Source organism: Microbacterium sp. NPDC087592 (assembly GCF_044743585.1).
Taxonomy (GTDB): domain Bacteria; phylum Actinomycetota; class Actinomycetes; order Actinomycetales; family Microbacteriaceae; genus Microbacterium.
On the sequence record NZ_JBIUWT010000001.1, the window covers coordinates 2,250,254 to 2,262,780 of the forward strand.

General features: G+C 69.7%; 13 protein-coding genes. 6 read left to right on the forward strand and 7 right to left on the reverse strand.

Features of this window, described 5'->3' with window-relative positions:
* The first annotated feature begins 118 nt into the window (after nt 1-118).
* The 3 genes from ACIOTO_RS10730 (at nt 119) to ACIOTO_RS10740 (ending at nt 1,210) form a co-directional block, all read left to right on the forward strand.
* Nucleotides 119-490, forward strand: coding sequence for a hypothetical protein (locus ACIOTO_RS10730; RefSeq protein ID WP_091028623.1), 372 nt, complete (start codon nt 119-121; stop codon nt 488-490).
* A 136-nt stretch (nt 491-626) separates the two neighbouring features.
* Nucleotides 627-815 carry a hypothetical protein gene (locus ACIOTO_RS10735; RefSeq protein ID WP_029262184.1) on the forward strand — a complete coding sequence of 63 codons (189 nt, stop codon included), beginning with the start codon at nt 627-629 and terminating at the stop codon, nt 813-815.
* Nucleotides 816-988: 173 nt separating this feature from the next.
* The gene (locus ACIOTO_RS10740; protein ID WP_400857781.1) at nt 989-1,210 is read left to right on the forward strand and encodes a hypothetical protein; all 222 of its coding nucleotides are present in this window, start codon (nt 989-991) and stop codon (nt 1,208-1,210) included.
* A 142-nt stretch (nt 1,211-1,352) separates the two neighbouring features.
* Here ACIOTO_RS10740 and ACIOTO_RS10745 read toward each other — a convergent pair whose 3' ends face one another.
* The 3 genes from ACIOTO_RS10745 to ACIOTO_RS10755 all read right to left on the reverse strand — a co-directional run bounded on the left by ACIOTO_RS10745 (nt 1,353) and on the right by ACIOTO_RS10755 (nt 4,376).
* Nucleotides 1,353-2,459, reverse strand: a complete 1,107-nt coding sequence (locus ACIOTO_RS10745; protein ID WP_400857783.1) for a hypothetical protein — start codon at nt 2,457-2,459, stop codon at nt 1,353-1,355.
* Between the two features lie 91 nt (nt 2,460-2,550).
* Complete coding sequence (locus ACIOTO_RS10750) at nt 2,551-3,207, reverse strand: response regulator transcription factor (protein WP_262001450.1); 657 nt, start codon at nt 3,205-3,207, stop codon at nt 2,551-2,553.
* Nucleotides 3,204-4,376, reverse strand: a complete 1,173-nt coding sequence (locus ACIOTO_RS10755; protein WP_400857784.1) for a sensor histidine kinase — start codon at nt 4,374-4,376, stop codon at nt 3,204-3,206. The genes ACIOTO_RS10750 and ACIOTO_RS10755 overlap by 4 nt, the downstream gene beginning before the upstream one ends.
* Nucleotides 4,377-4,523: 147 nt before the next feature.
* Here ACIOTO_RS10755 and ACIOTO_RS10760 point away from each other — a divergent pair, with 147 nt between their 5' ends.
* Nucleotides 4,524-7,703, forward strand: a complete 3,180-nt coding sequence (locus tag ACIOTO_RS10760) for a right-handed parallel beta-helix repeat-containing protein (RefSeq protein WP_400857786.1) — start codon at nt 4,524-4,526, stop codon at nt 7,701-7,703.
* Nucleotides 7,704-7,733: 30 nt separating this feature from the next.
* Here the strand turns inward: ACIOTO_RS10760 and ACIOTO_RS10765 are convergent, their stop codons facing one another.
* Together ACIOTO_RS10765 and ACIOTO_RS10770 are read right to left on the reverse strand one after the other, a co-directional pair.
* Complete coding sequence (locus ACIOTO_RS10765) at nt 7,734-8,456, reverse strand: GDSL-type esterase/lipase family protein (protein ID WP_400857787.1); 723 nt, start codon at nt 8,454-8,456, stop codon at nt 7,734-7,736.
* Nucleotides 8,453-9,079 carry an HAD family hydrolase gene (locus tag ACIOTO_RS10770; protein ID WP_400857788.1) on the reverse strand — a complete coding sequence of 209 codons (627 nt, stop codon included), beginning with the start codon at nt 9,077-9,079 and terminating at the stop codon, nt 8,453-8,455. Before ACIOTO_RS10770 ends, ACIOTO_RS10765 begins: the two co-directional genes overlap by 4 nt.
* Before the next feature lie 83 nt (nt 9,080-9,162).
* On the opposite strand from ACIOTO_RS10770, the gene ACIOTO_RS10775 reads away from it, so the two are divergent.
* On the forward strand, nt 9,163-9,924 hold the full coding sequence (locus ACIOTO_RS10775) for a glycosyltransferase family 2 protein (RefSeq protein WP_167634596.1): 762 nt from the start codon (nt 9,163-9,165) through the stop codon (nt 9,922-9,924).
* 1 nt (nt 9,925) lies between these two features.
* Here ACIOTO_RS10775 and ACIOTO_RS10780 read toward each other — a convergent pair whose 3' ends face one another.
* Both ACIOTO_RS10780 and ACIOTO_RS10785 read right to left on the reverse strand, forming a co-directional pair.
* Entirely contained in the window at nt 9,926-10,816 is an 891-nt protein-coding gene (locus tag ACIOTO_RS10780) for an alpha/beta fold hydrolase (protein WP_400857790.1), read from the reverse strand.
* Nucleotides 10,817-10,875: 59 nt separating this feature from the next.
* Nucleotides 10,876-11,490, reverse strand: a complete 615-nt coding sequence (locus ACIOTO_RS10785) for a TetR/AcrR family transcriptional regulator (RefSeq protein ID WP_400857791.1) — start codon at nt 11,488-11,490, stop codon at nt 10,876-10,878.
* A gap of 33 nt (nt 11,491-11,523) precedes the next feature.
* Between ACIOTO_RS10785 and ACIOTO_RS10790 the strand changes: the two genes are divergently transcribed.
* Nucleotides 11,524-12,501, forward strand: a complete 978-nt coding sequence (locus ACIOTO_RS10790) for a DMT family transporter (RefSeq protein ID WP_400857793.1) — start codon at nt 11,524-11,526, stop codon at nt 12,499-12,501.
* Nucleotides 12,502-12,527 lie beyond the last annotated feature (26 nt).

Genomic DNA, 12,527 nt, shown 5'->3' on the forward strand with positions numbered 1-12,527 from the left:
CCACCTCCTCGGCCATCGCGCGCTTGCGATGTTAGACGCCTGCGCCCGTGGAAGTGCTCCATACGGCGACCGGCATGGGTCGCAGGAAGGCGCCAGGTCGAGCCGCTACCCTCGGGGCATGCGCCGAATCCTCGTCCTCCCGCTCGTGCTCGCCGCCGGCCTCATCCTGGCGGGCTGCTCGCAGGTGACGCAGATGGCGGGCGATGCTCTCGGCGTCGACGTGCAGGCCGCCTGCACCACCATCGACGACGCGTACGGGCAGTACCAGACGCTGCTCGACCAGGGGGAGCTCTCGGCCGAGCAGGCGGATGCCGCGCGCGACGACCTGGTCGCCTCCCTCAACGGGCTGGCCGAGAACACCGACGGTCAGCTGGGCGACCTCATCCGCTCGGGTGCGGAGAAGATCGGCGGGATGACAGACCTGCAGGCGCCCGAGACAGTCGAGGCGATCGAGCAGCTCAAGAACTCCGCCTCCGCGTTCTGCGGCTGACCGCGAGAGGTGCTCGCTGATCGCATCGGTGTCAAGGGGCGTGCCACTGCGCCTGCACCGCCGTAGCGTCGGACCGACATGGACGCCGCCCCGCATGCGCGGAGCCTGCGGCGTCTGCCCACGGGAAGGAACGCACATGAGTGGTGGAAGCGACGACATCCGCACCGACCGGAACGACATCAGCACGGAGCCGGGCCCGGGTGCAGAGGAGAACGACAACCTCGGCGCCGAGGACGGCAAGGGGAACCCGCCCACGGTGGTCCCGAGCGACGGAGGCGACGCCGACGACGCCGATGTCCTCGCGGAAGACCCCGAAGACGGCTGACCGCGCTCCTGGCCGACGTCTCAGTTGAGGCGTTCGGTCAGGATGGTGAGCTTGATCACCGCTGAACGCCCGCATGCATGCGCGAACCGACGCTGAGTCCAGTCGCTAACATTATACTTCGGAGTCATTCGGGAATCTGATCAAGAGATTTCCGAGGTTGTGAGGAGTTCAACGTGACCGAAGCGCGAACCACGCGTCCATCAGGCGCAGTCATCACTGGCTGGGTGGCAGTTCTCTTCTGCGGAGCTCTCGCGTTTCTCAACGCGACGATCGCAACCGAAGTTGGATTTCGGGTCTTCTTCCTCGCTCTTGGGGCAATCCTCGTTGTCGGCGTAATTTGTCTCATCGCACGCTGGTATCTCGTGAATTCGAAGATCAGCAACGCCCCGAACTGATTCAAGTCGGACGAGCACGCAGAAGGAGGGGACGACCGGACTGGTCGTCCCCTCCTTCTTGCCTGCGGGCGGAAAACTCCGAAAGGACCGCCAGAGGCAGGCGCGCCCCGGACCGTCGCGCCGGATCCGAGGCGCCGACCGGTTAGGCCGCGACCTGCGCCGCGGGGGAGTTCGATCGCTTCGCCGCGGCCGGCGTCGCCCGCTGCATCGCATAGGCCCAGGTGGCGAGACCCAGGAACGGTCCCCAGAGCCAGAACGGGAACATCAGAAGCACGTACACGGAGTTCTCCACGGTACCCACCCCTTCCAACGCGAACTGGATGCCGGCGGCCGTGAACAGGACGCTCACGACGCTCGCCGGGACGATGGCCAGCCCGGGCGGCACCGATCGACCGCTGAGCCCCGCGAGGAAGCGCGGGAACCGCTCGCCCCAGGGCAGGATCAGGCCCAGGGTGAGCACGCCTCCGGTGAGCATGGCCGCGCCGAGCGCGAGACCGAGCGCACGGACCGACGGGTCTGCGGCGAACATCTCCGCGCTTCCGCCGAACAGCGGCCACGGGGTCAGCCAGCTCGCACGCGCGAACGCGTAGGGGAGAGCGCACGCGGCCGCCACGATCGTGATCGCGCGGCGGTGACGGAGCACCTCGCGCGCGAATCGGCTTCGGCGGGACGACGGGTCGGCGATCATCCAGATCAGCAGGCCGGCGGCCGCGGCGACATGCGCGAGTGCCAGACCGGCCTGCGGGAGGATCATGCCGTAACTGCCCAGGATCTGTGGGACGAGCGGCCCGGCCCCGAGTCCGATGGCGGCGTAAGCGAGGGCGCCGACGACCCCGGCGGCGAGGAGGAGACCGAGCAGCGGACGGCGCAGCACCGTGAGCACGATCAGGACCAGAACTCCGACGATGACCATCATCGCGAAGGTGTAGCCCGCCGCGGCGATCACTCCTCCGGGCATCGTGACGGCGAGGATCCCCGCGGCCACGAGACCGACCGTGCGCAGGAGCCACCGCGGCACGGCGCGGTTCGCGAGGTCACGAGTCGCCAGTGCGGACACGGATACGAGGAGCGCGGCGAGCGCCCCCGTGAGGGAGAGTGCGAGTTCGACCCCGTGGCCGAGGTTGCCGATCAGGCTCGAGGGCAGTGCGTCGGTGCCGGGGGTGAGCATCCTCACGAGGCTGGTGACGGTCACGGCCAGGGCGCCGACAGCGGCGGCGAGAAGGACGATGATGCGTGTGGGAATGGACATGCTTCCACGCTAGGAACGCGTTCCGCCGCCGACTTCAACCGCAGGGGTCATCCTCCTCACCCGCAGGAGTGAACCTGCGGGCGCAGAGCGGTCAGCGTCCCGGGCGCAGCAGCCCGTTCTCGTATGCCCAGATGACGACGTGCACCCGGTCGGGAACGCCGAGCTTCGCGAGGACGGCCTTCACATGCGTCTTCACCGTGTTCGCCGAGAGGAACAGCGTCCGAGCGATGTCGTCGTTCGAGGCGCCGGTGGCGAGAGCGCGGGCGACCTCCTGCTCGCGAGGGCTGAGGGCGGCGAGCGCCGACGCCGGGTCTGCTCCGGGGGCCCCGTCGCGAACGAACCCGATCAGTGCCTCGGTGGCGCGTGAGGACATCACCGACTCGCCGGAGGCCACGGCGACGGCGGCATCCGCGAGTTCCGCCGGGCTGGCGTCTTTGGTGAGGAAGCCACTCGCCCCCTCGCGGATCGCGGCATACACGTACTCGTCCAAGTCGAAGGTGGTGAGGATCAGGACCCGGGTGGCGGGCCGGAGCCGCAGCACCTCCCGGGTGGCGGCGATGCCGTCCATCCCCGGCATCCGGATGTCCATCAGGACCACGTCGACGGCATGAGCGCGCACATGCTCGATCGCTGCTTCACCCGACGAGGCGGTGGCCACGTCCGACAGGCGCGGGTCGCGCGAGAGCATCAGCGCGATGGCCGTGCGGAACAGCTCCTGGTCATCGACGATCAGAATGCGAAGGGTCATCCGATGCTCCTCTCGGTCGGAAGATCCACCGTCACGATCCATCCCCGCAGATCCCGTCCGTGCGCGGTGAGCGTGCCGCCGGCGAGCCGCACCCGCTCGGTGATGCCTACCAGGCCCACGCCGCTGCCGAGATCGGTCACGACCGGGCCCGACCCGCCGTCATCGCGCACCGTGGCATGCACGGAGTCGGGTCGCCAGTCGAGGCTCACCTCGATCTTTACCGGGGAGGCGTTGTGTCGGACGGAGTTCGTGAGCGCCTCGCGCACCGCATGATGCAGTGCCAGCGCGGCGTCGGCGCGAAGCGGAGCCCTGGTGCCCGACTCGCTCAGCCGCACGTCGGTCGAGGGAGTACGCACGCCCTCGACGAGCTCCTCCAGGGAGTCAACGGTGGGCAACGGCTGGCGCGGGGCATCGTCGGCGACGACCGAACGCATTCCGCGCAGAGCCTCACGGCCGGTGTCCACGACGATGCCGAGAGCGGCGTCGCTCCGGTCGGGGTCGTCGGCGCGCACCGTGCGGGCGACCTCGGCCTGCGCGATCATCACCGTCATCGAGTGGGCGACGATGTCGTGCAGGTCGCGGTTGATCCGTCCGCGCTCATCCGCGATCGCCTGCGAGACGCGCGCCGCCATCCGCTCCTCGGCCTGGTCGCGCCGCACCCGCAGGACCAGCCCCAGCGCCCAGGCCGCCGCGATCGCGCCGCTGAGTCCGAGGAACGCCCCGAGGCGGAGCTCCGGATCGTCGAGTCGAAGCTCGGTGAAGGCGATGAGGCCCGCGCCGAAGATGCCGCCCGCCAACGCCGCGATCCGCACGCTCGAGCGGGTCTGCGCGGCGACCTGGCCGATGACGAGCAGGTAGGCCGCGGCCGAGGGGAGGAAGGCGCCGGATGCCGCGCGGATACCCGGGACGAGCACGAGTGCGCACATGATGGCGTTCGCGATCACGATCGCGGCGACCGGGTGCCGCACGGCGAGCAGCGTCGTGAGGTGCAGCACCACGTAAAGGGCGATCATGAGCGCGAGGATCCAGGGCTCGGGGCGCGTGGCCGGCTCTGTGAGGATCGCGATGCTCGACGGCAGCAGGATCACGAGGGCGATGAGCGCCACGATGACGTCGACACGCAGCCAGGCGTGCCGACGGGGACTCGCGACAGAGGCCTCGGACCGCATCGCCCTCATGCTCTCACGCGGCTTCGCGGCTGCGGATCACCCCTCCGGGTGAGATCCGGGCAAGGGGGCTGTTCCGAAAAAGCGGAGGGCGCTACGATCGGCAACCACCGGCGGAGGGCCGGTCCCGGTTCGGCACGAGGGGGCCACATGAACCGCATTACTGCTGCACCTCGGCGCGGTCCGCTGCTCGTGGCGGTGGCGCTCGCTGCGGCTCTGGCGGCTGGTGCAGTCGCCTCGGCGCCAGCCGTGGCAGCACCGAGCATGCAGGGCCCCGTTCCCGCAGCGCTGCCGCCGACCGCCGTGGAGACAGGCGACCCGGAGCCGCCGGACGACACTCCGGTTCCGGATGGCCTGGACGAACCGTCGCCCGTTCCGGATGATTCCGTCATCGAGTTCCCGCCCCCTCCGGCGCCGAATCTGATTCCGAACGCCAACACCGTGCGGATGGCGTGGGTCGGGACACCGGACCAGCGCCCGGCAGACAGTGCGTTGCTCACGCTCCAGGCGGCGATCACCGCGGCCCCGGCGGACGGGGTCGTCTCCTTCGTCCCCAGCGACTACGCCTTCACCGGAGCGCTCACGGTCACTCGCGCGGTGACGCTCGACACCAGCGCCGCTTCCACGCTGTACACGCGGTTCACCGTCAGCAGCGGCGGATTGCAGTTGGCCGATGACGTCACGGTGGGCGTTGCATCGACGGGGGCCACCATCTCGGTCACGGGCGCCGGCGTCGCGCTCCGGGATGTGACGGTGCGGAATCCGAATGCGGTCGCGAGGCCCACCGGCATCCAGGTGGGGGCGGGGCTGACGGGCGTCGTCATCGACGGTTTCACGATGGACGGCGGCGGAGTCGTCTCGTCGTACGGCATCAATCTGACGACGGGGTCGGCCTCGATCACGGATGCCGAGATCAGCGGCGTGGCGACCGGCGTCACGGTGACCGCCGCCTCGACCGCCGGCGGGATCGTCATCACCGGGGGCAGTTTCACCGCGGCCACCGCGGGTATCTCCCTGGGGGCCACGACGGAACCGGAGATCTCGGGAGCCGAGGTCACCGGAACCGCCGGGACGGGCACCGGGATCGACCTCGCGAACTCGAGCGGAGCACGCGTCGAACTCGTGAGCGTGGACGGCTTCGCCCGCGGCATCGGCACCTCCACGACCAACGCCTCGGCCGGTGCGACCATCACCGACGCGACCATCACCGGGGCCAGCCGCGAGGGCATCGCGCTCGGTGCCACCACGGGCGCGAGCATCGTCCGCGCGGACATCACGGGCACGGGTGCCGTCCAGTCGACGGGCATCCTGACCCTCTGCTCGACGAGCGTCAGGATCGACGCACCGACGATCACCGGGATGATGTACGGCATCACGACGCACGTGGACAACGACGGTGAGGGCCCGGAGATCATCGCCCCGCGGATCACCGCGTTCGGCGGGATCACTCTCGGTTCGACGCAGCGGGCCTCGGTCACGGATCCTGTGCTCGACGCCGGAGCGTGGGGCGAGAGCGGCACCGGGATCAATCTCGTCAACGCCGGCCGCGTGACGGTGACAGGCGTGCAGGCGACGGGGTTCCTCTACGCGATCGGTTCGCAGTCGTCGTTCACCCCGGAGTCGGATCGCGCGGACATCAGGATCTCCGATGTCCGCGCCGACGGGGCGCCCGATGCCTCGAGCGGCATCTACCTGCTCGGTGTGACGAACGCGACGATCTCGGATGTCGATGCCGAACTGACCGGCGCGGCGCTCGTCATCCACCAGTCCATCGGTGTGCGTGCGCAGGACATCGTCGTCCACGGCCGCTCCGGTCCGACGCCGGTGACCGGTGCGGCGATCCTCCGGGCTTACGGCTCGCAGGATGTCCACGTCGATCGCGCATCCATCGACGCCGGCTCATACGGGTTCTTCTACTCGGCGACCTCCGGAGCGACGGTGCAGAACGCTACGGTCGCCGGTGTGGTGGAGCGCGCGCTCTACGGTCGCAGCGTTTCGAACCTCGATGTGGGTTCCTCCACCTTCACGGGCAACGCCGCGGTCGGCGCATTCGTGGTGACGACACCCGAGAACGGCATCAGCCACGACATCGTCATCCACGACAACGTCATGACCGACAACGACGGCGGGATCCACGTGCTCCAGGGGACGACGGCCACCCAGGTCGTGCGCAACACGGTGAGCGGCCAGTCCGACGTGGTGACGGCCGGAGGAGCGCACGATCTGCTCGTCGCGGAGAACGACATCGACCACGCGGCCGACGGCGTCGGGGTGCGGGTCGCACCGCTCTGGGAGGACGGCGCGGAGCCGGGTTCGTACTCGTCCTCCGAGGTCCGCGTGCGCGACAACGTCTTCACCGGAGTCGGGACATCCGTGGTCGTCGGCACCGCGGATCCGGCCAGCCCCGAGGCGGAGCGACGGACTCTGCGGGATCCGGTCCTCGTCGTCGGCAACACCTTCGATCCGGACTCCACGGCGGTGCGGACGTTCCTCAATGCCGTCGTCGGTGCGGATGCGGCAGCGGGTGTCGAGCGCTCGCTGCCCGGAGACGGCCCCGTGGCGGTGGATGCCCGCAACCACGACGACCCCAACGACTGGGGCTCCGAGTGCCTGGCGACCGGATACCTCGATGACGCGCTGTTCTACGACGGGGGCGGGGCCGCCGTCTACGAGCTGACGGAGGCGCCGGTCCTCTACCCGATGAACTGCATCGACCTCTCACTCCAGCAGACGCTCGAACTCGACGACGATCAGGTCCTCGCGGCGGGCGACACCGTCACCTGGACTCTCACGCCGCAGAACATCGGACCGCGGGCGGCGCCGGCCGGGTGGTCGATCACCCAGCTGCTGCCCGACGGGGTGGAACTCGTGTCGATGTCGGGCGACGGGTACACGGTCGACGGACTCACGGCGACGGCCGCCGAAGAGCTGCCGGCGGGCGCCGACGGGCCGGTGCTGTCGGTCGTCGTCCGGATCGTCTCCGTGCCCGCCGGCACCGAGGCGATGCGCAACGTCGCCTACGTCGCACCGGCGGGGACCACCGACCTCGACGGCGATGGGTTCGACGACGTCGTGTTCGAGCAGCTGAACCCGCTCGAGGTGCCGACGATCGACACCGACACCGAGGCCTCCGCCACGGACAACGATGCGCAGGGGATCTGGGCCGTGCGTGCGGGCTCGGATCCGTCGGGCGGCGGTGGCGGTTCTGGCGGCGGAACCGGCGGCGGGCTGGCGTTCACCGGGGCGGATGCGGCACCCGGGCTGGCTGCGGGCGTGCTGCTGCTCCTCGCGGGACTGACGCTGGCGATGCGCCGCAGGCCGCGCGTCTGAGATCGAGGTCGGTCGGCGCTCGCGTGCCGACTACTCCGCGGACTTCCCCGGGCTTTGGAGGGCTTCGGCGACCGTCTCGGCCACGAGGGCGCTGGCGCGGACATCGAGGTGGATGCCGTCCGGATGCCGTGTGACGGATCGGCGGGTGACGTCGAAGACGTCGATCAGGTCGGCCCCCAGCCTGCTCGCGACGGCGCGCACGATCGGGGCCACCTCCTCGGCGATGATCCGCTCGTGGACCCCGCGGCGATTCGGGAACGCGACGGGTGGAGTCAGCAGGAAGACGGTCGCGCCGCGCGTGCGGTAGCGCTCGACGAACGCGGCGAGCTGGGTCTCGTAGCGCTCCGCATTCCAGTTGTCGCCGCGGGCATCGTTCGAGCCGAGCATGACGAGCACGATGTCCGCCCCCGCGTGCAGAGACGCCGTGGCCTGGGGAGTCGCGTCGTACGGCCAGTCGCCTTCGTGCTGCAGCGTGCACCGATTCACGCCGTAGTTGAGCACCTGGTATCCGTCGCCGAGGATCCGCTCGAGCTGCGCAGGATACGAGTTGCGCTGGCGGCCACGGAGCAGTGCGCCGGCCCCGTAGGTGTTGCTGTCGCCCACGGCGGCGATCGTGATCCGTGCCTCGCGTCGACGCGGGAGCGGCGGAAACATGATGCGGCGGTAGACCACCGTGCCGACGCCGACCAGCACGGCGAGCGACGCGGCGAACGCCCGCGCGACCCCCGCGCGGGATCGTCGTTCCCGGGTCACTTCGCTTCCTCGAAGACTTCGCGCGCGGGGCGCCCGATCCCCATCCCCGCTGCGATCAGCTGCGCACGCAGGTCTTCCACTCCCGCGAAGAGGTGAGTGTGCATCGACAGGCTCTCCGCTCCGACCAGCTTCCCCGCGGAGTCGTCGGTGAAGAACACCTCCGTTGCCGAGACCTCGAGCGCATCGAGCACATGCTGGAACGCGCGTGCATCGGGTTTCGCGAAGCCGATATCGGCGGAGTTGAAGACGGCGTCGAAGCGGTCGGAGATGGCGTGGGCAGCGAGCTCGGCGGGGATGGTGTCGGTGCCGTTCGTGAGCACTGCTGTGCGGAGCCCGGCGGCGCGGAGCTCGTCGGACAGATCGAGCACGTCCCCGTCGACCATGGCCGGGTGGGCGCCCCACTCCGTGGCAGCCGCCGCGTTACCGATCCGTTCGCCGATCCGGCGCACCCACTCCGCGCGGGTGATCCGCCCGGTGGTGACCTCGTCGATCAGGGGAGCGGAGAATGCGGTGCCCGCGATGATTCCCGAGTCGAGGCCGTGGCGGCGCTCGATCTCGGCGACGTGGGCAGGATCGAAGTGACGGATCACCCCGTCGAGGTCGAACAGCACAACACGGATCATCCGTCCATCCTCTCTCAATCGCCGTCTGACGGGGCTGCACGCGGGAGACTGTCTCCGACGCCCACACGCACGACAGGAGAACGATGACGACCGTCTTCCCCCGCTCCGTCTCCGTGGTCATCCCGGTGCGGAACGACGCCGTCCTTCTGGAGCACTGCCTCCGCGCTCTTGAGCGGCAGACCCGCCGACCCGACGAGGTCGTGGTCGTCGACAACGGCAGCACGGATGACACGGTGGCCGTCGCCGAGCGGTTCGGCGCACGCGTGGTGACCGAGCCCGTGCAGGGCATTCCTCGGGCCTCGGCGGCGGGCTACGACGCGGCGACCGGCGACATCATCGCGCGATTGGATGCCGATTCGCGCCCGAGGCCCGACTGGATCGAGCGGATCGAGCGGACGTTCCGGAGCCGCGACGGCCTCGACTTCCTCACCGGCGACCCGAGCTTCTACGGCTCCACGCCGCTGGTGCACTGGATGGGGGAGCACCTCTACATCGGCGGCATGTACACGGTGCTCACCCCGCTGCTCGGGCATGCACCGCTGTTCGGCTCGAACATGGCGATGCGCGCCGAGACCTGGCGGATGCTGAGCGGCGAGGTGCACCGGGAGGAGCAGAACATCCACGACGACTTCGACCTGTCGTTCCACGTGCGCCCCGAGATGACCGTGCTGCGGGACCGGAGTCTGGTCGTCGAGGTGTCGGCGCGCCCGTTCCGGGACTGGGCGTCACTCCGGCGTCGGCTGAGCTATGTGCTCCCCACGGTCCGGCTGCATCTGTCGCACGAGCCGCTGCGCGTGCGGCGACGGGCGCGGCGTGAGGCTGATGCGGAGGCCCTCCGCGGTTGAGTCAGCCGTCGGCGCGCGCGTAGAGATCGAGCAGATCAGCCGTGAGTTGATGCGGAGTGGTCTCGCTCGGGCTGTGCCCGGTCGCGTAAGCGCGGAAGTCGGCGCCGATGTCGTGGGCGTAGCGTTCATGGGCGGCGAGCGGCCACAGGTCATGCGAGCCGGCGACGACCAGCTTCGTCATGTCCAGTGCCCGCACGCGGCCGCGCACATCGGGTGCGGTCATCATGAGCCCGACGATCTCGTCGACGCTGCGCCTGCTCGTGAGCGCGAACCGGGAGCGGACGAACTCGAGCCTCCGGGGTGGGACGCGGTTCTTGTTCGTCACGATCCCCCAGATCATGAGTCCGGCGCCCCGGCGAGGGCTTGCTATCGGGGCGATCGGGCCCAGCCACTTCATGGTCGCGAAGACGTTGCCGACGCCGGGGGGAGTGGTCAGGAGCGCCAGGGAGAGCACGAGATCGGGGCGACGGACGGCGACCAGCTGCGCGACCGTGCCGGCGAAGGAGTAGCCCAGCAGATGAGCGGGGGTGCCGGCTTCGAGGAAGGCGATGAGGTCGCCGATGAACAGCTCGTATGTGTAGCTCGTGTGCGCCCCGGCGGCGTGGGACTCGTACTGTCCGGCGAGGTCGAACGACTGCACGAAGAAGCCCGCCTCCGCCAGGAGCGGCAGCATCAGTGCGAAGTCCTCCTTGGAACCGGTCGCCCCCGGTACCAGGACCACGCGCGGATGCGCGGGATCGCCCAGCGACACCACGGCCAGCTCGCCGCTCGGCGCTGAGAACCGCGAGGCCGTCGACCCGGGCGGCGGCACCGTCCAGTCGACGTCGCCGATCGCCGCGTCGAGGTCTGCCGGGGCGATGTGCGCCCGCTCACTCCTCGAATCCGTCGACACGCTGAAAAGCTACTCCCCGGTGGACCTGTGCAGAAGGACCACGCGCAGGATGAGGCGGATCAGCGGGACGGTGAGAGGAGTCCCCGATCGCGCTCCAGCGTCGTGCGAGCCAGCCCGCGAGCCACCTCGAACGGCGTGCCGAACGTCTCCATGCCGACCGTGACGATGGCGCCCTCGTAGAGCAGCATCATCGCCTTCGACATCAGGTCGGGGTCCGCGGCGCCGGCTTCGCGGCAGAGCTCGGCGAAGAGGTCGAGCAGCCAGGCCTTCTGACGGGCCACCTCGGGGAAGACGGGATGCCCGTCGTGGCCGTCGCCGATCTCGGCGCGGGCGTTGATCGCGCTGCACCCCTTCGGGCTGTTCTCGTCCGACCAGGTGATCGCCGCGTCGAACACGGCGAGCACGCGCTCGATGCCGGGCTCCGGTACGCGGGACAGGTGCTCGGTGACGTGTGTCCGCCACCGTGCATCCCGGTGCTGCAGGTACGAGACGACGAGTGCCTCCTTGGACCCGAAGCGGTCGTAGAGGGTCTTCTTGGTGACACCCGCGGCCTCGGCGATCGTGTCGACTCCCACCGCGTGGATGCCGCGCTCGTAGAAGAGCAGCGACGCCGCGTCGAGCACGCGGGAAGCGCCAGGGGTGAGCGGGGCGAGGTCGGGAACGAGGACGGCCATATCCCGAGTATACCAACCTGTATAGTCGGGGGAATGGGTATACAGATCGGTATAGTTCGTGTCGGTGTGACGATCGCGGCATCCGTGGCGTTCGTCGTGACCTGGAGCTCCGGCTTCCTCGTGCCGGCGATCGCCGCCGTCGAGGTGCCGCCGCTGACGCTGCTCGTCTGGCGCTTCGTTCCTCTCGCTGTGATCCTGCTCGCGATCGTGCTCTCCACCGGTGCTGCTCGCGGTGTCACGCGGCGCGATCTGGGGCGCCAGGCGCTCATCGGACTCTTCGCCCAGTTCGGCTACTGCACGGCGGTGTACATGGCCATCGCCTCGGGCGTCGCCACCGGCACCACGGCCCTGATCGATGCCGTTCAGCCCCTCGTGGTCGCAGCGCTGGTCGGTCCGCTGCTCGGACTCCGCGTGCGCGCGGCGCAGTGGGCCGGACTCCTGCTCGGGGCCGTGGGGGTCCTGCTGGTCGTGCGCTCGCAGCTCGAGGGTTCCACGGCGTACCCGATCGCCTACCTATGGCCCGCCCTCGCGATGGCGTCCCTGATCGTCGCCACGTTCCTGCAGCGCCGCTCCGAACCGCGGACGAGCACCCTGGTGACGCTGACCATCCACGTCACGGTGACCGCTGTCGCCCTCGTGCCGGTCGCCGCAGTCCTCGGTGCCCTCGCGCCGCCGGCATCCGCATCGTTCTGGATCTCCGCCGGATTCGCCGCTGTCTTCCCGACGCTTGCCGCGTACGGGCTCTACTGGTGGTTGCTGCGCCGGGTCGGCATCACGGCTCTGAACGCGCTGCTCTTCTTGATCGCTCCGACGACCGCGCTGGCCGGAGCGCTGCTGCTGGGTGAGCCGCTCACGGTGCTCACCGTTCTCGGCTTCGCCCTGTGCGCCGGCGGTGTGGCCGCGGTGCTCGTGAGCGAGACGCGCGCCGTGCATAACTCCTCAAAATCGTCGGGATATTCGCGATCAGGGGCACTGGGGGCGGTTTCGCGCGCGTTCATTGAGGAGTCGTGAACGCCCACGCGATAGTTGCGCTTTCG